The sequence below is a fragment of the Aeromonas veronii bv. veronii genome (assembly GCF_000820225.1).
In the GTDB taxonomy this organism is placed as follows: domain Bacteria; phylum Pseudomonadota; class Gammaproteobacteria; order Enterobacterales; family Aeromonadaceae; genus Aeromonas; species Aeromonas veronii.
Genome location: NZ_CDDK01000018.1, coordinates 292,736 through 314,597, shown reverse-complemented (window position 1 = coordinate 314,597; position 21,862 = coordinate 292,736). Strand labels below are relative to the sequence as shown.

18 protein-coding genes and 1 pseudogene are annotated in these 21,862 nt (G+C 58.7%); 5 read left to right on the top strand and 14 right to left on the bottom strand.

Translation table 11 applies throughout. The features are described from left to right. Positions 1 to 19: 19 nt before the first annotated feature. From befA to BN1139_RS07675, 3 genes are all read right to left on the bottom strand, one after another. Positions 20 to 805, bottom strand: coding sequence for a beta cell expansion factor BefA (gene befA / locus BN1139_RS07685; protein ID WP_005353696.1), 786 nt, complete (start codon positions 803 to 805; stop codon positions 20 to 22). A 213-nt stretch (positions 806 to 1,018) separates the two neighbouring features. After that, the gene (gene pyk / locus BN1139_RS07680; RefSeq protein ID WP_005353698.1) at positions 1,019 to 2,458 is read right to left on the bottom strand and encodes a pyruvate kinase; all 1,440 of its coding nucleotides are present in this window, start codon (positions 2,456 to 2,458) and stop codon (positions 1,019 to 1,021) included. A gap of 163 nt (positions 2,459 to 2,621) precedes the next feature. Continuing rightward, positions 2,622 to 3,476 (bottom strand): MurR/RpiR family transcriptional regulator, encoded by an 855-nt coding sequence (locus BN1139_RS07675; RefSeq protein WP_005334759.1) that lies wholly within the window; start codon positions 3,474 to 3,476, stop codon positions 2,622 to 2,624. A gap of 347 nt (positions 3,477 to 3,823) precedes the next feature. On the opposite strand from BN1139_RS07675, the pseudogene glk reads away from it, so the two are divergent. After that, positions 3,824 to 4,795 (top strand): annotated as a pseudogene (gene glk, locus BN1139_RS07670) (glucokinase); the annotation flags it as partial. 205 nt (positions 4,796 to 5,000) lie between these two features. On the opposite strand, the gene BN1139_RS07665 reads toward glk, so the two are convergent. Further along, entirely contained in the window at positions 5,001 to 5,501 is a 501-nt protein-coding gene (locus BN1139_RS07665) for an SRPBCC family protein (RefSeq protein WP_005334766.1), read from the bottom strand. 160 nt (positions 5,502 to 5,661) lie between these two features. Here BN1139_RS07665 and BN1139_RS07660 point away from each other — a divergent pair, with 160 nt between their 5' ends. Next, complete coding sequence (locus BN1139_RS07660) at positions 5,662 to 6,081, top strand: GNAT family N-acetyltransferase (RefSeq protein WP_005353700.1); 420 nt, start codon at positions 5,662 to 5,664, stop codon at positions 6,079 to 6,081. Here BN1139_RS07660 and BN1139_RS07655 read toward each other — a convergent pair. From BN1139_RS07655 to BN1139_RS07635, 5 genes are all read right to left on the bottom strand, one after another. After that, positions 6,071 to 6,589: a hypothetical protein gene (locus tag BN1139_RS07655; RefSeq protein ID WP_005353702.1), complete on the bottom strand. Its 519-nt coding sequence runs from the start codon at positions 6,587 to 6,589 to the stop codon at positions 6,071 to 6,073. The two genes, BN1139_RS07660 and BN1139_RS07655, sit on opposite strands and share 11 nt — an antisense overlap. 10 nt (positions 6,590 to 6,599) lie before the next feature. After that, complete coding sequence (locus BN1139_RS07650; protein ID WP_013723546.1) at positions 6,600 to 7,316, bottom strand: winged helix-turn-helix domain-containing protein; 717 nt, start codon at positions 7,314 to 7,316, stop codon at positions 6,600 to 6,602. Positions 7,317 to 7,771: 455 nt separating this feature from the next. Continuing rightward, positions 7,772 to 9,298 (bottom strand): methyl-accepting chemotaxis protein, encoded by a 1,527-nt coding sequence (locus BN1139_RS07645; RefSeq protein WP_005353720.1) that lies wholly within the window; start codon positions 9,296 to 9,298, stop codon positions 7,772 to 7,774. A 64-nt stretch (positions 9,299 to 9,362) separates the two neighbouring features. Then, positions 9,363 to 10,094 (bottom strand): substrate-binding periplasmic protein, encoded by a 732-nt coding sequence (locus BN1139_RS07640; protein ID WP_005353721.1) that lies wholly within the window; start codon positions 10,092 to 10,094, stop codon positions 9,363 to 9,365. Between the two features lie 551 nt (positions 10,095 to 10,645). After that, positions 10,646 to 11,884 (bottom strand): uracil-xanthine permease family protein, encoded by a 1,239-nt coding sequence (locus BN1139_RS07635; RefSeq protein WP_005334784.1) that lies wholly within the window; start codon positions 11,882 to 11,884, stop codon positions 10,646 to 10,648. 305 nt (positions 11,885 to 12,189) lie between these two features. On the opposite strand from BN1139_RS07635, the gene BN1139_RS07630 reads away from it, so the two are divergent. After that, positions 12,190 to 13,497 carry a Hint domain-containing protein gene (locus tag BN1139_RS07630; protein WP_041980334.1) on the top strand — a complete coding sequence of 436 codons (1,308 nt, stop codon included), beginning with the start codon at positions 12,190 to 12,192 and terminating at the stop codon, positions 13,495 to 13,497. Then, complete coding sequence (locus tag BN1139_RS07625; protein WP_005353727.1) at positions 13,497 to 13,835, top strand: RT0821/Lpp0805 family surface protein; 339 nt, start codon at positions 13,497 to 13,499, stop codon at positions 13,833 to 13,835. The genes BN1139_RS07630 and BN1139_RS07625 overlap by 1 nt, the downstream gene beginning before the upstream one ends. Before the next feature lie 87 nt (positions 13,836 to 13,922). On the opposite strand, the gene BN1139_RS07620 is transcribed toward BN1139_RS07625, so the two are convergent. Continuing rightward, positions 13,923 to 15,638: an NAD-dependent malic enzyme gene (locus BN1139_RS07620; protein ID WP_005353730.1), complete on the bottom strand. Its 1,716-nt coding sequence runs from the start codon at positions 15,636 to 15,638 to the stop codon at positions 13,923 to 13,925. A 272-nt stretch (positions 15,639 to 15,910) separates the two neighbouring features. Between BN1139_RS07620 and BN1139_RS07615 the strand changes: the two genes are divergently transcribed. Beyond that, the gene (locus BN1139_RS07615) at positions 15,911 to 16,675 is read left to right on the top strand and encodes a substrate-binding periplasmic protein (protein ID WP_005353733.1); all 765 of its coding nucleotides are present in this window, start codon (positions 15,911 to 15,913) and stop codon (positions 16,673 to 16,675) included. 87 nt (positions 16,676 to 16,762) lie between these two features. Here BN1139_RS07615 and BN1139_RS07610 read toward each other — a convergent pair whose 3' ends face one another. The 4 genes from BN1139_RS07610 to BN1139_RS07595 form a co-directional block, all read right to left on the bottom strand. Continuing rightward, positions 16,763 to 17,173, bottom strand: coding sequence for a hypothetical protein (locus tag BN1139_RS07610; protein WP_013723543.1), 411 nt, complete (start codon positions 17,171 to 17,173; stop codon positions 16,763 to 16,765). 160 nt (positions 17,174 to 17,333) lie between these two features. Next, positions 17,334 to 18,305 carry a formate dehydrogenase subunit gamma gene (locus tag BN1139_RS07605; RefSeq protein ID WP_005353740.1) on the bottom strand — a complete coding sequence of 324 codons (972 nt, stop codon included), beginning with the start codon at positions 18,303 to 18,305 and terminating at the stop codon, positions 17,334 to 17,336. Continuing rightward, positions 18,302 to 18,961, bottom strand: coding sequence for a formate dehydrogenase FDH3 subunit beta (gene fdh3B / locus BN1139_RS07600; RefSeq protein WP_005353752.1), 660 nt, complete (start codon positions 18,959 to 18,961; stop codon positions 18,302 to 18,304). The genes BN1139_RS07605 and fdh3B overlap by 4 nt, the downstream gene beginning before the upstream one ends. A gap of 4 nt (positions 18,962 to 18,965) precedes the next feature. Further along, positions 18,966 to 21,842 carry a formate dehydrogenase subunit alpha gene (locus tag BN1139_RS07595; RefSeq protein ID WP_005353754.1) on the bottom strand — a complete coding sequence of 959 codons (2,877 nt, stop codon included), beginning with the start codon at positions 21,840 to 21,842 and terminating at the stop codon, positions 18,966 to 18,968. Between the last annotated feature and the right edge of the window lie 20 nt (positions 21,843 to 21,862).

Here is a 21,862-nt window from a genome sequence, read left to right as displayed (position 1 = left end):
TGGCGAGATCACGACAGGATTAGCGACTCGTTTCAGTCAAGTCCTTGTCAATCCAGTACTTGGAGCCGGAGATATTGGCATCGAGCAGCAAGCCCTTCTCGCCAATCTGGTAGATGGCCATGCCGCCATTGTATTTGGCGGTCAGCTCGGCGCTCTCCTTGCCGGCCACCACACCCACTTCGGAGGTAGCTTCCCACCCCTGGGTCACGAAGGCATCGAATCTGGCCTTGTCTTCAAACAGGATCACCTGCTGATAGAACTTGCCACCAATCCCGGCCGCCAGACCTGCGCCAAACATCTTCATATAGGTGTGCTTGCCGGTTTTGCGATTGACTGCCACCCCGGCCCCCTGATTGGTATGCAGCATCAGGGAGAACTTGCGCGAATCGAATACCGCATAACCATAAGCCTTGTCAAACAACAACTTGGCTGATGGCTGCTCGTTGAACAACCGGATCAGCGCAGTGTCGGCCATGGTATTGAGCGCGATCCTCGCCTCTTTCGCCGTCTTGGGGTTGAGCATCTCGTTGAGCTCCTTGTCGGCCGCCTTCAGCCACTCCTTGCCGGTGGCGATGCTCTTGTCGGTCCAGACCCCGGCGGTATTGAAGGCATCCTCTCCCCAGGCCGAGATGGAGGCCCAGCTCTTCTTGGAGAAATCACTGACATCCTGCCACACCTCCTTGCTGGTCTCGCTCACTGCCGCACCCAGATCGGACGCTGCGGCCTTGAGCTTGGCCCAGTCGGCATAACAGGGTGAGAAGGCCAGACTCAGTGACAAGGCCAGCAACCAGTTACGCTTGTTCATTTTTTCACTCCCGTATTGTCGAGTGTCTGGGTTACCTGGGACGATCACCTACAACAGGCTACCCGCTGAAAATCACTCCCGCATTATCGGAAGGGGAATCCGGTTAAGCAATCATTGAGTCCTGTTTATCCCGCTACAGCCCGATAGCGGTTAACAAAAAGGCTGCTCATCAAAGAGGAGCAGCCTTTTTAAGCACAGTAAAACCGGACGGGCTTATTCGACCATCATCACCTTGCAGGTGTTGGTACTACCCACGGTTTCCATCTTGTCACCGTGAGTCAGCAGCACCATGTCGCCGCTTTGCAGCAGCCCCTTATCCTTGAGCACGGCCAGCGCGTCGCGGCACACTTCGTAGACCGGTTTGGTCTCGTCACCGTCAAACATCACCGGAGTGACGCCACGGTAGAGATTGGTCCAGGCCAGGGTCTTGTTGTGGGGAGACATGGCGAAGATCGGCAGACCGGAGCTGATACGGGACATCAGCAGCGGCGTGGTGCCGGACTCGGTCAGTGCCACGATCGCCTTCACCCCTTCCAGGTGGTTGGCCGCATACATGGTGGACATGGCTACAGCTTCTTCAACGGAAGTGAAGGTGTAGCTCATGCGGTGGTTGGAGACGTTCAGGCTCGGGTGCTTCTCGGCACCGACACAGACGCTCGCCATGGAGGTAACGGTCTCGATGGGGAACTGACCGGCAGCAGTCTCAGCGGAGAGCATCACCGCATCGGTACCATCCAGCACGGCGTTGGCCACGTCCATGACCTCTGCACGAGTCGGCAGAGGCGCATTGATCATCGACTCCATCATCTGGGTAGCGGTGATCACCACACGGTTCAAACGACGGGAGTGGCGGATCAGCTTCTTCTGTACGCCAACCAGCTCGGGGTCACCGATCTCGACACCCAGATCGCCACGGGCGACCATCACAGCATCGGAACCGAGGATGATGTCTTCCATCGCCTCATCGGTGGCGACGGTTTCGGCGCGCTCAACCTTGGCCACGATCTTGGCATTGGAACCGGCTTCGCGGGCCAGCTCGCGGGCGTAGCGCAGATCATCGCCACAACGGGGGAAGGAGACCGCCAGATAGTCCACATTCATACGGGCAGCAGTCTTGATGTCTTCTTTGTCTTTCTCGGTCAGGGCCGGAGCGGAGAGACCGCCCCCTTTCTTGTTGATACCCTTGTTGTTGGAGAGCGGCCCGGCCACGGTCACCGTGGTATGAATGCGGGTGCCTTCAACCTGCTCGACCTTCAGCTGCACACGGCCATCGTCCAGCAGCAGGATGTCGCCCTGCACCACATCGTCTGGCAGGCTCTTGTAGTCGATACCGACCTGCTCCTGACAACCTTCACCCTTGCCGAGTGCCGCGTCGAGAATGAACTTGTCACCGATGGCCAGATAGATTTTGCCATCCTTGAAAGTGGAAACACGGATTTTCGGGCCTTGCAGATCCCCCATGATGGCAACATGACGACCGAGCTTGGCAGCAATGTCACGCACCTGATTGGCGCGCAGGATATGGTCTTCAGCAGTGCCGTGAGAGAAATTCATCCGCACCATGTCGGCCCCGGCGCGGATGATCCCTTCGAGGATCCCTTCGCGGTCGGTAGCCGGACCGAGTGTGGTTACAATCTTTGTACGTCTAGGCATGAAAGACTCCAATATGAAGTTGATATGACTTGAGATTCTGCCCCATCAAGCCCATGGCTCGATGCACCCGTTTGCAAACCATCTGGGTGGTTTTTGTTATTAAATTACAATACTACACCAAGGCGGGTGGCATAGACAGTCGGGGGCCAGAGCCCCCGACGGTTCAGGAAGAGTGCGGGGTTTCGAAGCGGGATTCGCGCAATCCCTCTTTTACTTTCTTCAGATTTTCGCGAAATTTCATCCCCCGGCGCAGGGTAAAACCGGTCGCCAGCACATCCACCAGCGCCAGCTGGGCGATGCGGGATGCCATCGGCATATAGACATCGGTATCTTCCGGCACATCCATGGAGAGCACCAGATTGCACTCGCGGGCCAGAGGGGAGTCCTTGGCGGTCATGCCGATCACGGTGGCGTCGTTCTCGCGGGCCAGCGCGGCGATCTCGACCAACGCCTTGGTGCGGCCGGTGTGGGAAATAAGTACCACCACATCCCCTTCGCTGCTGTTGATGCAGCTCATGCGCATCATGACGATATCGTCAAAGCTCACTACCGGAATGTTGAAGCGAAAGAATTTGTTCTGGGCATCGCGGGCAACGGCGGAGGAGGCGCCAAGGCCGAAGAAGCTGATCTTCTTGGACTGGGTCAGGATATCGACGCAGCGGTTGATGGCAGAGATATCCAGGCTGTTTTTGGCGGCATCCAGACAGGCCATGGTGGATTCGAAAATCTTGGCGGTGTAGGTATCGGGCCCATCTTCCGCTTCCACATGACGATTTACGTAAGGGGTGCCATTGGCCAGGCTCTGGGCCAGATGGAGTTTGAAATCAGGAAAGCCCTTGGTATCGAGACGGCGGCAAAAGCGGTTGACGGTCGGTTCACTGACGTCGGCCATCTTGGCCAGAGCAGCGATGCTGGAGTGGATGGCGGTCTGGGGAGACGCCAGGATCACCTCGGCAACCTTGCGTTCTGATTTACTGAAACTTTCCAAGTTGTTCGTAATTTTATCAAGGGTATTCATCATCACCACCAGGCGTTTTTGTAATTTAGCTTCAGTGTCTTTGCACTCAATCTACGGCTAAGCAAGTTTCCATTCAAGCTAAGGACTATACAAGACAAGCGGTTATCGCAACTAACGCCTGCCATACAAAGTATGACTCATCTCTAATTATTTCGTACTTTTCGTTACAAAACGTCACCTAGCCATGAAAGCGCTTACAAATGTTGCAAAGCAACAACACTGTGAGCAGGCGCACGTTTGTATCGATCCGGCGGGTGAGCAAGCCTGAGCTCGGATAGAATGGGCCGTCATAATCCAACAATAATCTCGGGACACCAGAGTCGTCCCCATCCTGTAACGAAGGAGTTGTTATGCAGCATACCCATGCGCTGGTCGGCGATGTCGGCGGCACCAATGCGCGTCTGGCCCTGTGTGAGCTGGCCACCGGAACTATCTCTCAGGCAAAGACCTACTCAGGTCTGGCCCATCCCAGCCTTGAAGCCGTGGTACGCCTCTATCTGGAAGAACACAAGGTACAGGTGGCTGAAGCCTGCATCGCCATCGCCTGCCCCATCAACGGTGACTGGGTTGCCATGACCAACCACAGCTGGGAGTTCTCCATCAGCGAGATGCAGAGCAATCTCGGGCTGGCACGCCTGCAAGTGATCAACGACTTTACTGCGGTCTCGATGGCTGTGCCGGTATTGGCTGAATCGGATCGCATCCAGCTTGGCGGCGCCGCGCCGGTAGCGGGCAAACCCATCGCCATCTATGGTGCGGGCACCGGCCTTGGGGTCGCCCATCTGGTCAAGGCGGGTGAGCAGTGGCTGAGCCTGCCGGGTGAAGGTGGTCATGTGGATTTTGCTGCCAACACCGAAGAGGAAGATGCGGTGCTGCAGGTGATGCGAGGCGAATTGGGCCATGTCTCGGCAGAGCGTTTCCTCTCCGGCCCGGGCCTGGTCAATCTCTATCGCGGGCTGGTGAAATCCGATGGTCGTGAGCCAGAGCCGTTCGCCCCCAAAGACATTACCGAGCGCGCACTGGCGGGTGAGTGCCTCGATTGCCGTCGCACCTTGAGCCTGTTCTGCGTGCTGATGGGCCGCTTTGCCGGCAATCTGGCCCTCAATATGGGTACCTTTGGCGGCGTCTATATCGCAGGTGGCATAGTGCCGCGCTTCCAGGAGTTCTTTACCGGTTCCGGTTTCCGGGTCGCCTTTGAAGACAAGGGACGCTTCAAGTCCTACCTCAAGGAGATCCCGGTGTTCCTGATCACCCATGAAGGGCCGGGGCTGCTCGGTGCAGGCGCTTACTTGCGCCAGTCGATGGGGATCACAATCTGATTGAAGAGGGGGCGAGGCGGGATCATCCATGGTTCAGCCTCGATTCAGTGTGAATGGCATAAAGTAGCCGCACGTAACCAAGAGTGTTGTGCTTCACAAGGAGTGGAAAGCGACTCTCATCCGCTGGATACGTTTGTCACCTGACAAGCCTGAACTGTTTCAACCGGCCTTTTGGCCGGTTTTTTTTATGTCTGAATATCCGGGATTACTGGGCCAACGCCTTCAGCTGCGCCTTGTCGGGAGGATTGTTCCAGTCGATGGGGCCATGGGTAAAACGATACTGCAACCGTGGCAGGCTGGTCTCCAGCCACTCTTCCCGAAAATAGGCATAACCCTGATCCCAATCCGGATCATTGGCCCAACCGCTCTGGAGGAAGTAGAGGCGAGTGCCCTGCCCTTCCGGCACAAATCGCAGGCAAACCTGGGTCTTTTGCTGGCGGATATGGGGTAGGCTGGGCGGGAAATTCCAGCTGAAACTGAGCAGGTCATAGGGCATGACGGCCATGACCCGGCACCCTTCGCTGCCACGTTCACCCAGCGGGGCATCAGGCCTGAAGTAGATCTCGAAAGGACCATTCGGTTCGGCCACCATCAAACATTCGGGGGCCAGAAAACTGCGCAGACCGCTTTCGGTAGTCCAGGCGTGCCAGACATCGTCTATGTGCGCCGGAACAAAAATGTTGCCTTCAATCAGTTTATTGTCCATAAATCAGCGATCCTCAAGCCATCCATACAAGGGACTCCGGCAGTATAGCCCCATGGCAAATACAATGGACAGTGCTTAATCACACCCTTGTCATTTGCCTCGATTAACCTGCCGCTGTGCAGCTGCCTCAATGAACATTGGCTTGATCCGGGAGGGCATCATGATCCGGCTCATGGAAGAACACGACATTCCCCAACTGGCCCGGTTGTTTTTAAAGAGCCGCCGCCACACCTTTCACTGGGTCGATCCCGCCCGTTTCCAACTCGAGGATTTCGAGGAACAGACCAAAGGTGAACGGGTGTGGGTAGCCGAACAGGGGGGCAATATCTGCGGCTTTATCGCCATCTGGCAGCCCGATCACTTCGTCCATCACCTCTATGTGTCAAGCGACTGGCACGGTCAGGGGATAGGGCGCGCCCTGCTGGAGCGGGGCCTTGCTGATTCGCCGCACGGCTCGCTCAAGGTTGCGACCCGCAACACGGCGGCAGTAGCCTTCTACCATCGGCTGGGCTGGCAAAACAGTGATGAGACAGGCCACTGCGAGGTCACCGGCCCTTGGTGCAAGTTGCTCAGAAGCTAGCGGGACGCCCGGCACCTGCGCTTTGCGGCTGAACAGGCACCAGCGGTGCCGGGGGGAAGAACCAGCGGTAGAGATCGAACCAGCCATCTCGCTGGGCAATCACGACCTCGTGCACCGGATCGCGCTGGAAGATCGCCACCTTGTTTTCAGTCAGCGGCACCCAGGCATAGTTGACCAGCGCATATTGCGACTGGATCAGGTTGTACTCATTGAGATAGGAGTCATCGTTACCCGATTCGTGCAGTTGGGTACGACTGTCGATGAGGTAAACAAGCTGGTTGAAGAAGGTAAGTTGAAAACCGGTCACTCGCCACTTCTCCCTGGTCGCCTCCTCCTCTTCGATCACGGTGATTTTGCCCCAGCGGCACACCCCGTGATAGTTGACGCCATTGGCCGACATTTTCAGGTCGTAATGGCAGCCCAGACTGTTGATAAACATCCCGACCACAAACAGCAGCACGACAAGCAGTGGCAACAGCAGCAAGGTATTTTTCAGCGTTCGTTTCATCAGAGATCCCTTACAGCGTTTTTTCGAGCTCTTTATAGGAAAGCACGCGAACCTGGTGGCCGGAGACCAGCACCAGCGATGCCGGTTTGACTGGTGGATCGCTCCGTGCCTCCATCTGGCAAACAACGCCGGTCGGCGCGTCGGTGCAGTGCACATGGAGCCACTCGAAATGGAGATAGCTGGCGACAAACGCCACCAACACAGCCAGTAGCAGATTGACGTACATCAGGCCCCTTGCCAGCATTGGCCGCCCGATACCGCTGAGAAAGGCAAGTTTGGCGCGCTCACCAAAAGAACGGGGAGCGGCGGCAGCAGGATCTTTGATGACCTCGTGGTCGGAGCTTGATGGTGTCGACGGTGGCTGCGCAGCCGCTGCAGGCGTGGGCTCGCTCATCGGCTCGGGCAAGGGCTCACTCTCTGTTGGCAGTGCCTTGCCGTAATAGCTCTTCATCTTGCAGTTCAGATGCAGGGAGTACCCTTTTTTCGGGGTACTTCTGATATCCAGCGTCTGGGGGGATGAAGCGAAGTGGCGGCGAATATTGGCGATAGCCACATTCAGGGAGTTGGGGCTGATGGGGCGACCCAACCAGCCGATTTCGAGCAACAGATCCTTGTCGCACACCTCGTCATGGTGATCGAGCAGATAGCTGAAAATGAGGCTCTCTGCCGATGACAAGCGCACCACCCGGGCGCTTTGCAAGTTGTCCTTGTCGGCACAGAAGATCAACTCTCGCCTTTTGACATCAAAGACATAATCACCGAAGTGATAGGCTGATATGTTATTGCCTAGCGCAACCCCCGTCATACCAACCACCTGTTATTTGCATTCATCATGAAGAAGATGGGATTCCACACCTGATAAAGCCAGATGGCGGCTCAGGACTCGCTGTAATTAAACGAAATTCTAAAGGGTCGGGATCTGCGGCACAATAGATGCTGGCAGGCATGAGCGGGGAAAATGAAAATATGCGTCCAGCGCTGTCGGACTGCGTATCGGGCAGAGCATGATGCTGCGAGTTTCGCCTATCGCGGCCACGCCAATCTCAGCTGAACAGTGACATGGGCATGACGAAAAGCTCTGCTGGACAAGGCCCCTTGCCCCTCACAACATCTCGCCGCACTTCACAATAAAGGGAACCTTGCATGCCCCGCAGGATGATCCAACGGGGCGAAGTGAACTGACTAGACCCGAAACTGCTTGAGCAGGGTGTCGAGCTGGGCCGACAGCTGCCGCAGATCACTGCTGGCTTCGGCAACCTGTGCCACTCTGGCCGCACTCTCGCTGTTGAGCGTCGCAATCCGGTTGACACTGTGGCTGACCGCCTCTGCCACCGAGTGCTGTTCTTCCGATGCCTGGGCGATATACATGTTCATCTCGCGGATCAGGCTGACCTGATTTTTAATCTTCTCCACCGATGTCTGCACATCTGCCGCCTCGATGCCGGCGCGGGATGCCTTCTCCTGACTCTGTTGCATTCCGGCCCCGACATTCTGGGTCGCTTGCTGCAACCGCTTGATACTGGCGCTGATCTCCTCCGTCGACTGGCGAGTACGGCCCGACAAGGTGCGCACCTCATCCGCCACCACCGCAAAACCGCGCCCCTGATCACCCGCCCGCGCCGCCTCGATGGCCGCGTTGAGGGCAAGCAAATTGGTCTGCTCGGCAATGCCGTTGATCACTTCGATGATGGTGCCAATGCTGCTGCTTTCGGTCGAAAGGGTGCGCATCAGGGTGGCGACTCGCTCCACCTCCCCCACCAGTTGATGGATGGCCTCATTGGCATGGCCCGCCAGATTGTAACCCTGCTCCACATAGAGGTTGGCCTCATCGGTAGCGCCAGAGGTTTTCACCGCATTGCCAGCCACTTCCTGCACCGCCTGACTCATTTCGGTAATGGCGGTGGCGACCTGATCCAGCTCGGATTGCTGGGCGTCACTGCCTACCCGGGTATCTGCCGAGAGGGAGTCACAGAGTTCGGCGGTTTGCAACACCCCGGCAGAGAGCTCGTTGATCTCCGCCACCATCTCCTGCAACTTGGCAATAAAGTGGTTGATGTTGGTGGCCAGCGCGCCCATCTCATCCTGACGGCTGATCTTCAGACGCCGGGTCAGATCCCCCTCTCCTTTGGCCAGATCAAACACCGCCTGATTCATCTGATGGAGCGGCCTGAGCACATTGCGATGAATCAGCACCATCAACAGGGCGATGATGCAGAGATCGAGCACCAGGATCTGCCAGACGGTGGTGATCAACTGCTGGCGCAGTTGGGCCTGAATGGCGGCATCACTGGTTTGCACCAGCAATCGGGCCACTGTGTTTTTCTGACCGCTGTCGTCATAGACCAGATCATACCCTCCGTAGGCAGACACATCGGCAGGCATGGCTGTCACGGGGGCTATGCTCCCCGCCGTGTCACGGGCAAACCCGGCAACCAGCTTGTCCTTGTTGACCACCAGCAAGGCACTCAGGATATCGGCCGCCAGCTCGGACTTGAGCGATGCCTCGATGAAGGCCGATTCATAATTCCACAGCGGGCCGGGCAGGGAGAGCTGCAGCCGGCCAATGGCCTGTTCGACCAGCGCACTCTGTTTGCTGTAGCTCTCCGCCTTGACGGCGTGGTAGTTGTAACCGCCAAACAACACCAGTAGCAGACTCACCGACAGGGAGGTCAACACGGCAATCCTGAACGTCAGACTTTTCCAATCCATGGTTTCCTCCCGGTTTTACGGCAGCCGGCGCAGTGCCATTGAGCGGCACTTGCTATTGGTACTGTTACTGGTACTTGGCATTGATCTTGTCGATGGTGCCATCCGCCTTCATGGCAGCGAGGATCTCGTTGAGCTTGGTGATGAGCTCATCGGGCGTATCCTTGTTAAACGCCAAGCTCATCTGGGTTTCCTTGAACACGAAGACCGGCTTGGGTGAGGCCACCTTCTCCTTGCTGGCCAGATAGGGGGCCAGATACTGGCCGGTTGCCCAAAGATCGATGCGGCCCGCCTCCAGTTTCTTCACGTTGGCGGTATCGTTGGCTGCCAGCTGCAACTTGGCAAATCCCTGGGCCTTGAGATATTCGGCGGCCGCATCACCGTTATAGCCACCCACCGAATACTGCTTGGCATCTTCCAGCGACTTGACCGTGATATTGGCGGTCGAGCTGGAGAAGAACACCCAGTTGTTATTGACCAGCGGCCCTACCCACTTGAACAGAGCTTCCCGCTCCGGAGTGCGGGTCGTGGAGTAGAGGGCGGTATTGGGAGTACCGAGGGTATCTTCGTACGCCCGTTTCCAGGGCATCAGGGTCAGCTTGTATTCGACTCCAGCACGCTTGAACAGTTCTTCGACCACCTCGGTCGACAGCCCGACAATCTTGCCCCCCTCCCCCTGCATGTTGAATGGCGGGTAATCCTCGGTCATCACGTTCAGTGGCGCAGCCTGAACTGCGGTTATCGCCATCATGGAAGAGACTGAAAAAATTGCACTTTTCCACAGCAGTTGATAGTTCATTGCAACCTCGCTTTGCTTGCCATTCATCCCTGAACATCCGCCGTTACCGATGGCGGTGCACGTCTGACCCGCTGGGGTCATGCCGGCTTTCACGGCTCGCCGCCCACCCATATGCAGCAGCAAACAGATCCGGATTTTGCCTGTGCGCAACGAAACGCAACCGGCGAGGGAGGCTCACAACAAATCGAGGTGGAAACATGCCAGGGCAGCATGAGGGGAGTGCGGAGTGGGGCGGATAAGCCTCTGCCATACAACAGCGCCGTGGCAAAGAAAAAGCGCATCGTTTTATGACAGGGGTCTGGGAGAGAAATGATAGAAAACGCCAACATCCATTTTCCCATACTGCTCGAGGAGACCTCAGAGCCAAACCTGTCCTTTAGCTAAGGTCACGAAAAGAGATACGTCAAATGAGAATGCTAACCCCCTCATCTGCTTCCAGATTAGATTCCAGATGAGCTCCGCCGAGCCACAAAGTGGCGCGAGATACCCGAAAAACAGAAGGCCACCGCGAGGTGGCCTTCTCCAAATCAACAATGAACGTCTGGTGAAACTCAGTCCTTGGCCGCGTCCATCACACCCTCTTCAGAGTGTGCCGGCAGGATCAGGTTGAGTAGGATGGCGGCAACAGAGGCCAGGCCAACGCCGGCCAGCGCGAAGTCGCCAATCTTCATCTCCAGCGCACCGACACCGACGGTCAGAGTCACGGCGACGATGGCGATATTGCGTGACAGTCCCAGATCCACCTTGGATTCCACCAGCGTCTTGAGACCGATGGCAGCGATGGATCCGAACAGCAGCAGCATGATACCGCCCATCACCGGCATCGGGATGGAGGTGAGCAGCGCATTGAACTTGCCGAAGAAGGCCAGAATGATGGCAAACACCGCAGCCCAGGTCATGGTGACCGGATTGAAGTTGCGAGTGATCATCACGGCACCGGTCACTTCGGCGTAGGTGGTCACGGGTGGGCCACCGATGAAACCGGCGAAGCAGACGCCGATGCCGTCACCGGCCAGCGTACGGTGCAAACCCGGATCCTTGGTGTAATCCTTGCCAGTCACGCCACCAATCGCCAACACGCCACCGATATGCTCGATACAGGGGGCGATGGCTACCGGCAACATGAACAACGCAGCAGCCCAGTTGATCTCCGGGGTTTCGAAGTGGGGCAGCGCCAACCAGGGGGCGTTCACCATGCCATCGAAACTCACCTGGCCCATGAACACCGCCGAGACATAACCGGCAATCACGCCACACAGGATGGGGATCAGCTTGATCCACCCCTTGCAGAACACAGCTGCAATCAGGGTGACCGCCAGCGAGATACCGGCCAGCGTCAACGCAGTCCCCGCAGGTACTACCTGCTCACTACCGGCACGGCCCATCGCCATGTTGCAGGCAACCTGCGCCACAGAAAGACCGATGACCATGATCACCGGGCCAATCACCACCGGGGGCAGCAATTTGTGCACAAACCCCATCCCTTTTGCCCGGATCAGCGCAGCCAGAATGAAATACATGAAACCGGCGGCAAACAGGCCAAACATGGTGGATGGCAATCCCCAAGTCTGGGTAGCGTAGATGATGGGGGCGATGAAGGCAAAGCTGGAACCGAGGAAAATCGGGACCTGGCGGCGGGTGCAGAGCTGGAACAACAGGGTGCCCACACCGGCGCCAAGCAGGGCCATGGAGGGGTTCAGTCCGGTGAGCAGGGGCACCAGAACCATGGCACCGAAGGCGACAAACAGGATTTGCAGCCCGGCGACACTTTGCTTGACTAAGGAAAACATGGATGTCCTTAATTTTTTGATAACTGATGGGGATATTTATCACTTTTCAGTCATCACAAGACTTTTTCAAGGCACAAAATGAACACAAATGCGTCACTTGTTACCTTTTACTGCTTGGGAAGGGCATGAAACTGGCTTTTTAGGCGGGATTCGTTGCTACAAGCATCGAGTATGCGATTTTACGCATTATTGTGACGAACGCCAATCGTTTTTCCATCATGTTTATTGTGTTCATGGTCAAAAATGCCGCCACCAAGGGGCGCTCTATAATGGATCCTGTGAATCAAGATGGACAAGGAGTCCCCATGTCACAGCCCCCATTCAAGGCCAGCCAGCGCAGATTGCTTATTGGCTCGGCCATCGCACTCGCCCTTTTTGCAAACCCGTTCAGTTATGATTTCGCCCACAATGAGTGGCAAATGAATCAGGCCTATGCCAAGTCCTGCTTTATCGCCGGCACTCGCATCACGATGGCCGATGGTTCCACCCGCCCCATAGAGACGCTCCGGGTCGGTGAACAGGTGCTGGATCAGCACGGTGGCAGTAACCGGATCCTGGCGATCGAACGGGTCATACTGGGCAAGCGCAGACTCTACGGGATCAACCATTTGCTCCCATTCTTTACCGCTGAGCACCCTCTGCTGACCACGCGGGGCTGGGCGGCCATCTCACCAGCCATGACCCGAACCGAAAACCCGCAACTGGCGGTGCTGCCGCTATTTACCGGCATGCAGATAATGTGTCGCCCGGCACCTGCCATGGTGACGGGCAATCTGGCCCTGCAACCCCAGCCGGAATTACTGCTGGTTGAGTCACTCTGCTGGATCGAGGCGCCTCCCACTACCGCACTCTTCAATCTGCTGCTCGATGGCAGCCACAGCTACATCGCCAATGAGCTGATCGTTCACAACAAAGATGGCGATGGTGGCAGCAGTGGTGGTGGCGACAGCGGTGGAGGCAGCAACAGCGGCGGTGGCAGCAACAGCGGCGGAGGCAGCAACAGCGGCGGAGGCAGCGACAGCGGCGGAGGCAGCGACAGCGGCGGAGGCAGCGACAGCGGCGGTGGCAGCGACAGCGATGGGGGCAGCGATGACAGTGGCGGCCAAGGCGAGCATGCCGGCGGAGAGCAGCATGGTGGAGGTGAACGGCATGCTGGTGGAGAAAAACATGCAGGGGGAGAACGCCATGGGGGTGGCCGCGGATTTGGCAATGGCGTTGATGACAACGGTGTGGATGCCATCGATGCCAATGGCAACAAGCTCAGAGGCGATGGCACCATCGATGACAACGGCGTGGATGCCGTCGATGCCAATGGCAACAAGCTCAGGGGCGATGGCACGGTCGATGACAACGGTGTGGATGCCGTCGATGCCAATGGCAACAAGCTCAGGGGTGATGGCACAGTCGATGACAACGGTGTGGATGCCGTCGATGCCAATGGCAACAAACTCAGGGGCGATGGCACGGTCGATGACAACGGTGTGGATGCCGTCGATGCCAATGGCAACAAGCTCAGGGGTGATGGCACGGTCGATGATCGCCAGCAAGTGCTTACCGATGAGCAGGAGCGGGCGCTGCTCAACAACGGTTTTCGCCAACAGGGGCAACCATAATGCGTTATCTGCTACCACTCCTCCTGCTCGGCCTCACTGGCTGCGCCACGGTCGACACCCCGCCGCTTTACCATCAGATGGATAAGGCAGATGTTCAACTGGCCAATCAGGCACTCGCCAAGGCGCTGGAAACCCGTACCAAAGGGCAGAGCCTCACCTGGTTCAATCCGGCTAACCGTCACTCGGGTAGCGTCACCCCGCTACGCACCTTCCGCCATACTAGCGGGGAGTGGTGTCGCGACTATCGCGAGCAACTCAATATCGGCAAGGCGAGCCAGCAGTGGCAGGATACCGCCTGTCGCAATCAGCAAGGGCGCTGGCGGCCATTGCGAACTTAGTGAATGCCACGGGGTAAACGAAAGGGGGTAGCAGCGCTACCCCCTTGTCATCTTTACCGACCCGTTATCCGAGCGGTGAATATGCGGTTATACCCGACGATAGGGCAGGTAAACCGGCTCCCACATGTGGTTGAGGATATGCTGCTGCAGATCCTGACCGATCAGCGGGTGGGAGGGATCCCGACGCACGATATCCTTGAGCACGGCGGTCGCCACATGCACCGAGATGCTGCGCAGCTCGCAAATGCGGGGATAAACAGCCCCTTTCGCCAGGTCCACCTCACTCACGCACTCGGCCAGCGCAAAGGCGGCAGTAGTGAAGACATCGGGTGTGATCTCGCGGAGCTGGCTGACGATGGCCGCCAGACCTACACCGGGGAAGATAAAGACGTTATTGCCCTGCCCGACCCGAAAATCCTGCCCCTCGTAGCTCACATCCTTGAACGGACTACCGGTTGCAACGATGGCTTTGCCCTTGCTCCAGCGGTAGATATCCTCCGGCAGCGCTTCACAGTTGGCGGTCGGGTTGGAGAGCGGGAACACCATGGGACGCTCGCAATGCTGCAGCATCAGCTGGATGTGTTCTTCCTGGAAGGCACCGCCCGAGCCACTGGTACCCAGCAGCACGGTAATGGGCACATGACGCAGCACATCGGCCAGATTGGCCTTGCCGGGCACCTCGGTATCCCAGCCCGCCAACAGCAACCCCGGTTTGGCGTAACGACGCTTGTACTCGTCGAGCCCGTCCCGGTTGTCGCACACCAGCCCCTGGGTATCCAGAATGTAGATGCGATCGCGGGCCGCCTGCGGATCCATCCCCTCACGGATCATCCCCGCGCAGATCTGATCCGCGACACCAACCCCACCGGCGCCAGCGCCATAGACCAGATAGTTCTGCTGACCCAGGCTCTCCCCCTTGACCTTGACCGCGCCGATGATACCGGCCAGCACCACGGCACCGGTGCCCTGAATATCATCGTTGAATGACGGCAGCGCCTGCTGATAACGGGCCAGATTGTTGAAGGCATTGGATTTGCTGAAGTCTTCCCACTGCAGCACAGCATTAGGGAAGTGGCGCTTGACCCCCTGCACGAACTTGTCGATGAACTCCTCATACTCCTTGCCGCGAATGCGCTTGTGGGGGCGGCCCAGATACATGGGGTCATCGAGCAGTTTCTGATTGTCGGTGCCCACATCCAGCGCGATGGGCATGCAGCAGGCGGGGTGAATACCGGCCCCCAGGGTATAGAGCGCCAGCTTGCCGATGGGGATCCCCATACCACCTACACCCTGGTCGCCGATCCCCAGAATGCCCTGGCTGTCGGTGACGACTATGATGCGGATCGATTTGGCATCGAAGTGACGGGCCTGACTGCCCATGTCATCCACGTTGTCTGGGGTGATGTAGAGGCCGCGCGGCTTCTGGAAGCGGTGGCTGAACTCCTGGCACGCCTTGCCCACGGTCGGGGTATAGATGTAGGGAGTCATCTCCTCCACATGGCGTGACAACAGGGCATAGAAGAGAGTCTCGTTGCGATCCTGCAGAGCACGCAGGTTCTGGTACTTCTCGATATCGCTGCAAGCGCTCTTGAACCCCTCATACACTCGCTCGAGCTGGGCTTCAAAAGTTTGCACCTGAGGCGGCAGCAAACCATCGAGATCAAAATCGGCCCGCTCCTGTTCGGTGAAGGCCGTGCCCTTGTTGAGGTATCGATTGTTAAGCAGATCAGTGCCGGTCAGTGCAACGGGGCGAAAATCCTGTCCCTGTGCATCTTTCCACAGCAGATATTGTCCGGTAGCCATAGTCATTCTCTTTGATTTACGTGAAATTGCCGTTCGGCAGGAGAGCAAGACTCATAATGAAATCAATCATATGACGTTTACTCGATCGGTTTTGTGAGCTTGGGCATACCCTGCGGCCAAAATAGGCGCCTGGCGACCCCGGCGAGACAAATATCCACGGCAAGGAATGAGACTCATGTTAGCATTGCGGGCAACCCAGTCCCTTACAGCATCACAGCCGGGAGTGACCTGATGCCCTCGCCTCTGCCAGCCTGCGTCCCCTTCTTTCAGCCATGCGCCTGATCCCGCTGCTTGCTCTGTGGTTGTTTCTGACCTGCCAGTCGGCTCTCGCCGCACCGGGCCGAGTGCTCAACATCATCGTGGGTGAATGGCCCCCTTTCGTCTCCGAGCAGTCAAAACAGCACGGTCCCGTGGCCCACCTCATCAGCGATCTGTTCAAGGAGGCGGGCTATCAGGTGAAGTTCCACTTCGCTCCCTGGGGCCGGGTCTATTCGCTGGCGGCCAACAGCCAGCTCTACGACGCCACCGCCGTCTGGATGCACAAAACGGAGCGGGAGCAGGATTTTCTGTTCAGCGAAGCGGTGCTGCAGGAGCAGTTTGTCTTCTTCTCCCTCAAATCACGGCAGCTGCAAGCCGAGCGCCTTGAGCAGATCATCGGCATGCGGTTGGGGGGCGATATCGCCTACAGCTACGGGCCCGAGCTGGACAAGATGGTGGCCGATGGCAGGGTAACCCAACAGAAAGTCACCGACGTGAAACAGAATTTCGGCAAGCTGCTGCGCGGACGGATCGACCTCTATCCACAAGAGCTGCGAGTCGGTCTGGCCGAGTTGCAGAGCCAGCTCGACCCCGCCAGCGCGGCACTCATCACCCACAGTCAGACCCCTTTTCTGCGCAACGACAGCTTCGTGATGTTCCCGCGCAAGATGCCGGATTCAGCCAAACTGCGGGATCAGTTCAATCAGCAGTTGCAGCAGGCCATCGCCAGCGGACGTTATCAGCGCTACTTCGAACGGCTGGCCCGGGGCGAATATTGACCTTGGCGAGGCAAAAACCGAGAGGATAAAACAGAAGTGGCGGCCCTTTGTGGCCGCCACCTCTGTGATGCTTGTCAGCTGCTGGCATTAGCCGCTGATGCCCACCTCCAGCTTGAACGGCGTCTTGGCCTTGCTGCTCTCAGCCGCCCCCATCTGGTAGACCCGAATGGTATAAGTGCCCTTGGCGGGCAGGGTCGCCTCAAAGTTGTTCCCTTCCGTAGAGCCGATAAACATCGCCTCCCCCTTGCTGCCCGGCGGCAAAATATTGAAGTAGGGCTTGCCGGTCAGGATCACCACCATGCTCTGGCCCTTGTTGGCCGTCAGCTTGTAATCGAGGGTCTGGCTACCCTGAATGGTGCCGTTGATGGTTGCCCCTGACTCCCCCTTTTTGAACTGCACCTGCTGGGTCTTGATCCCGTCAGCCGCCTGCGCCACGCCCGCAATACCACCGAAGAGCGCAGATGCACATACCGCTGCCAGCCATGCTTTTCTCATCATTTGTCATCCCTTGTGTGAATGGAACCCCTGTTACTGTTGCTCAAGGTGGCCCAAAAAACCATCGCCGTTTGCTGCATCGCTCAATCAATTTGCCATCACGATCGACCCGCCATCAAAAGGGGCGCCGCAGCGCCCCCTTCTTTTTACTCTTTGTCGACCATCAGCTTGATTTGCCCGCCTTGGGCTCATCGAGGGTGTGTTTCACCTCTTCATACCAGAGGTCGTGGTGCTCCTTGGCCCAGGTCTCGTCCACCTCGCCGGTCACCATCCCCTCCAGCGCCCCTTCCAGCTGGAACAGACCCATGTAGATATGGAAGATAAAGCCGCAGATAAGGATCAAGGCGCCTACGATATGGATGAAGCTGGCCCACTCCATCTGACGGCGCAGCTGGCCGAAGATGGGGAAGTCGAGGAACAGCCCGGTCGCCACCACAATGCCGCCAAACCAGATCAGCAGCCAGAAGATCGCCTTCTCGCCACCGTTGGAGAAGCCCGCCGAGGGGTGACTTCCCTTGTGCTTGCCGAGCATGCCGCCAAACTTCATGAACCACTGCACATCCACCATGTTGACGATGTTGTGGCGGAACCACTTGATGAGCACCCCCATCAGGCAGAGGAAGAAGAGCGGCCCCACGTAGTTGTGGAACACCTTGGCAAACCAGATCCAGTTCTCCCACACCCCGAGGCTCACCACCGGCTTGATGAAGTACTTGCCGTAGATGATGGCCAGCCCCGACCCGGACAGGGTCAGAAACATGGCCGCCGTGGTCCAGTGCAGCGCCCGATCCAGCCTGCTCCAGCGCTTGAGCTTGCGCCCGGTGCGCGGCTTGGAGAGCTTGGTCTGCCCCACCACCAGATACATCAGGCCACACATGGCGAGCGACCCGAAAATGGCGATGGCGCCGAGCGGCGACACCCACTTGGTCTTCACCTCGAACCAGAGCTGGCCCGGCACCGAGATCAGCACCCCGTGCTCCGGCGAGCGGGAGGTGGTCACCCCCTCCTGCCCATCCTTCACCGCCCGCCAGTAATCGGCGCCGGCAAAGCCGACCGCCTCTTTCTGCGCATCAGCGAAGCCGGGCGCGCTGAACAGCAGCAAGGCCGTCAGCAGCGCTGTCAACCAGTGTCTCATTGGCCATCCTCCTGCTTGCCAAGCTTGAGCCCCTTGCCTCTGCCATCGTGAGGTTTGCTGGCGTCGCGATAGAGCGCCTGTTCATCAGCCCCCCAAGCTGCGTGAGGAGCACCACGATAGGCAACCCGCTCGCGGAAGATGTCGGAGATCACCTGCGCATCCCCCGCCAGCAGCGCCTTGGTGGAGCAGAGCTCGGCACACATCGGCAGCTTGCCCTCGGCGATGCGGTTGGCACCGTACTTCTGGCGCTCCGCCTCGCTGTGATCCTCTTCCGGGCCGCCGGCACAGAAGGTGCACTTGTCCATCTTGCCCCGATCGCCAAAGGCGGCGGTCTTCGGGAACTGGGGGGCACCAAACGGACAGGCAAACAGGCAGTAGCCACAACCGATGCAGAGATCCTTGTTGTGCAGCACGATGCCGTCGTCAGTGTGATAGAAGCAGTCGGCCGGGCAGACCGCCATGCAGGGGGCGTCGGTGCAGTGCATGCAGGCCACCGAGATGGAGGTCTCCCCCGGCAGGCCGTCGTTGAGGGTCACCACCCGGCGGCGCTGGATGCCCCACTCCAGGGCATCGTCGTTCTCGTTCTTGCACGCCGTCACACAGCCGTTGCACTCGATGCAGCGCTTGGTGTCACACATGAATTTCATTCTGGCCATGGGATCAGGCTCCTACTTTGCGAAAACGGCACAGTGTGACCTTGGTCTCCTGCATCTGGGTGACCGGGTCATAACCATAGGTGGTGACTATGTTGACCGACTCCCCCAGCACATAGGGGTCAGACCCTTCCGGATATTTGGATCGCAGATCCTTGCCCTCGAAGTGGCCGCCGAAGTGGAACGGCATAAAGGCAAGCCCCGGTTTGACCCGCGGGGTCACCAGTGCCTTCACCTTGACCCGGCCCCCTTCCGGCCCCTCGACCCACACATCCTGACCGTCGCGCACGCCGACATCGTTGGCATCCGCCGGGTTCATCTCGACGAACATCTCCTGCTGCAACTCGGCCAGCCAGGGGTTGGAGCGGGTCTCGTCGCCGCCCCCCTCGTACTCCACCAGACGGCCGGAGGTGAGGATGATGGGGAACTCCTTGCTGACATCCTTCTCCTGCACCGAGGCGTACTGGGTCGGCAGGCGCCACAGGCTTTTCGAATCAGGCCAGGTGGCGTAGTCGGCCAGCAGATCCCGGCGCGGGGTGTAGAGCGGCTCGCGGTGCTTGGGCACCTGATCCGGGAAGGTCCACACCACGCAGCGTGCCTTGGCATTGCCATAGGGCACGAAGCCGTGCTTGATGGCGACCCGCTGGATGCCGCCAGAAAGGTCGGTCTTCCAGTTCTTGCCCTCGGCCTCCTTCTTCTCGGCCTCGGTCAGCTCATCCCACCAGCCGAGCTGCTTCATCAAGTCGGCAGTGATCTCGGGATAGCCATCCTCCACCTCGCTCCCTTTCGGCCAGGAGTCTTCGGCGAGCAGCGAGACGCCCTGATACTCGATGCCGAAACGGGCACGGAAACCGCCACCCCCTTCCGACACCGGAATACTGGTGTCGTAGAGGATATGGCTGCCGGGGTGTTTCATCTCCGGGGTACCCCAGCAGGGCCAGGGCAGACCGTACACTTCGCCACTGACCGGGCCACCTTCGGCCTTGAGGTTGGTCTTGTGGAAGGTGTGCCAGTTCTGCTGGTGCGCCTTGAGCCGCTCCGGGCTCTGGCCGGTGTAACCCACGCTCCACATGCCGCGGTTGTATTCGCGGGTGATGTCTTCCAGCAGTGGCTGGTTGTTCTCTACCTTGATGTGCTTGAACAGCTGGTCGGCAAAGCCGAGCTTCTTGCTCAGGAGATACATGATCTCGTGGTCGACCTTGGATTCGAACAGGGGTTCTATCACCTTGTCGCGCCACTGCATGGAGCGGTTGGTGGCAGTGACGGAACCATAGGTCTCGAACTGGGTGGTGGCCGGCAGCAGGTAGACGCCGTCGGTGCGATCGTTCATCACCGAGGCGACGGTGGGATACGGGTCGACAATCACCATCATGTCGAGCTTTTGCATCGCCTTCTTCATTTCCGGGCCGCGAGTCTGGGAGTTGACCGCATGGCCCCAGTAGAACATGGCGCGGATATTGGAGCCCTGCTCGATCAGATCGGCGTTCTCCAGCACACCATCCACCCAGCGGGAGACCGGAATGCCGTTGTTGTTCATCGGCAGCTTGCCGTTGTAGGCCTTGTTGTCGAAACGGGCCTTGATCCACTCGTAATCCACATCCCACACCCGGGCCCAGTGCTTCCAGGAGCCCTCTTCCAGACCGTAGTAGCCGGGCAATGAGTCGGAGGTGACGCCAAAGTCGGTGGCGCCCTGCACGTTGTCGTGACCACGGAAGATGTTGGTGCCGGCCCCGCTCTTGCCCACGTTGCCAAGGGCCAGTTCGAGGATGCAGTAGGCGCGGGTGTTGTTGTTGCCTGTGGTGTGCTGGGTACCGCCCATGCACCAGACCACGCAGCCGGGGCGGTTGTCGGCCAGCAGCTTGGCAGCGCCATAGACCTGCTGCTCGTTGAGGCCGGTCACCCGCTCTACTTCGGCCGGGGTCCAGCGCGCCACCTCTTTTTGCACCTCGTCCATGCCATAGACGCGGGTGCGGATGAACTCCTTGTCTTCCCAGCCGTTCTTGAAGATGTGCCAGAGCATGCCCCAGATAAAGGCGACGTCGGTGCCCGGGCGCAATGAGAGGTACATGTCCGCCTTGGCGGCGGTGCGGGTACGGCGCGGGTCGACCACCAGGATCTTGCAGCCGTTACGCTCTTTCGCCAGCAGGATGTGCTGCATGGCGACCGGGTGGGCCTCCGCCGGGTTGGAGCCGATAAACATGATCGACTTGCTGTTATGCATGTCGTTCAGGCTGTTGGTCATGGCACCGTAGCCCCAGGTGTTGGCTACCCCGGCTACCGTGGTGGAGTGGCAGATCCGCGCCTGGTGATCCACGTTGTTGGTGCCCCACAGAGACGCCATCTTGCGAAACAGGTAGGCCTGCTCGTTGGAGTGCTTGGCGGAGCCGAGCCAGTAGACGCTGTCGGGGCCGGACTCCTTGCGAAGGCGCAGCACTTCATTGCCTACTTCTTCGATGGCCTGATCCCAGCTGATGCGCTGCCACTTGCCGCCCACCAGCTTCATCGGGTACTTGAGGCGACGCTCACCGTGGCCGTGCTCGCGCAGGGCAGCCCCCTTGGCGCAGTGGCCGCCAAGGTTGAAGGGGTGATCAAAGGCCGGCTCCTGACCGGTCCAGACGCCGTTCTGCACCTCGGCATAGACGCCGCAGCCCACCGAGCAGTGGGAACAAATGGTGCGCTTCACCTCGACCGGCACCCCGGCCGCCACTGTTTTGGCCTCGGCCCGCTGCATCATGGCAGGGGCCAGCCAACCGGCGGCCACGGCGCCACCGGCTACCAGACCCGAGTTGACCATAAAGGCGCGGCGGGTCAGCCCCTGACCGCGAATGGCCTCATTGCCCTGCTCGCCCGCCTGGGGCTGCTCGGCACGTTTTGTCAGTTTCATGAGTTCTCCTTCACTGATCC

What these genes read in the sequence shown, in the direction of transcription:
- befA (WP_005353696.1), bottom strand. Translation starts at nt 805, where the DNA reads ATGAACAAGCGTAACTGGTTGCTGGCCTTGTCACTGAGTCTGGCCTTC.
- pyk (WP_005353698.1), bottom strand. Translation starts at nt 2,458, where the DNA reads ATGCCTAGACGTACAAAGATTGTAACCACACTCGGTCCGGCTACCGAC.
- BN1139_RS07675 (WP_005334759.1), bottom strand. Translation starts at nt 3,476, where the DNA reads ATGAATACCCTTGATAAAATTACGAACAACTTGGAAAGTTTCAGTAAA.
- BN1139_RS07665 (WP_005334766.1), bottom strand. Translation starts at nt 5,501, where the DNA reads ATGGACAATAAACTGATTGAAGGCAACATTTTTGTTCCGGCGCACATA.
- BN1139_RS07660 (WP_005353700.1), top strand. Translation starts at nt 5,662, where the DNA reads ATGATCCGGCTCATGGAAGAACACGACATTCCCCAACTGGCCCGGTTG.
- BN1139_RS07655 (WP_005353702.1), bottom strand. Translation starts at nt 6,589, where the DNA reads ATGAAACGAACGCTGAAAAATACCTTGCTGCTGTTGCCACTGCTTGTC.
- BN1139_RS07645 (WP_005353720.1), bottom strand. Translation starts at nt 9,298, where the DNA reads ATGGATTGGAAAAGTCTGACGTTCAGGATTGCCGTGTTGACCTCCCTG.
- BN1139_RS07640 (WP_005353721.1), bottom strand. Translation starts at nt 10,094, where the DNA reads ATGAACTATCAACTGCTGTGGAAAAGTGCAATTTTTTCAGTCTCTTCC.
- BN1139_RS07635 (WP_005334784.1), bottom strand. Translation starts at nt 11,884, where the DNA reads ATGTTTTCCTTAGTCAAGCAAAGTGTCGCCGGGCTGCAAATCCTGTTT.
- BN1139_RS07630 (WP_041980334.1), top strand. Translation starts at nt 12,190, where the DNA reads ATGTCACAGCCCCCATTCAAGGCCAGCCAGCGCAGATTGCTTATTGGC.
- BN1139_RS07625 (WP_005353727.1), top strand. Translation starts at nt 13,497, where the DNA reads ATGCGTTATCTGCTACCACTCCTCCTGCTCGGCCTCACTGGCTGCGCC.
- BN1139_RS07620 (WP_005353730.1), bottom strand. Translation starts at nt 15,638, where the DNA reads ATGGCTACCGGACAATATCTGCTGTGGAAAGATGCACAGGGACAGGAT.
- BN1139_RS07615 (WP_005353733.1), top strand. Translation starts at nt 15,911, where the DNA reads ATGCGCCTGATCCCGCTGCTTGCTCTGTGGTTGTTTCTGACCTGCCAG.
- BN1139_RS07610 (WP_013723543.1), bottom strand. Translation starts at nt 17,173, where the DNA reads ATGATGAGAAAAGCATGGCTGGCAGCGGTATGTGCATCTGCGCTCTTC.
- BN1139_RS07605 (WP_005353740.1), bottom strand. Translation starts at nt 18,305, where the DNA reads ATGAGACACTGGTTGACAGCGCTGCTGACGGCCTTGCTGCTGTTCAGC.
- fdh3B (WP_005353752.1), bottom strand. Translation starts at nt 18,961, where the DNA reads ATGGCCAGAATGAAATTCATGTGTGACACCAAGCGCTGCATCGAGTGC.
- BN1139_RS07595 (WP_005353754.1), bottom strand. Translation starts at nt 21,842, where the DNA reads ATGAAACTGACAAAACGTGCCGAGCAGCCCCAGGCGGGCGAGCAGGGC.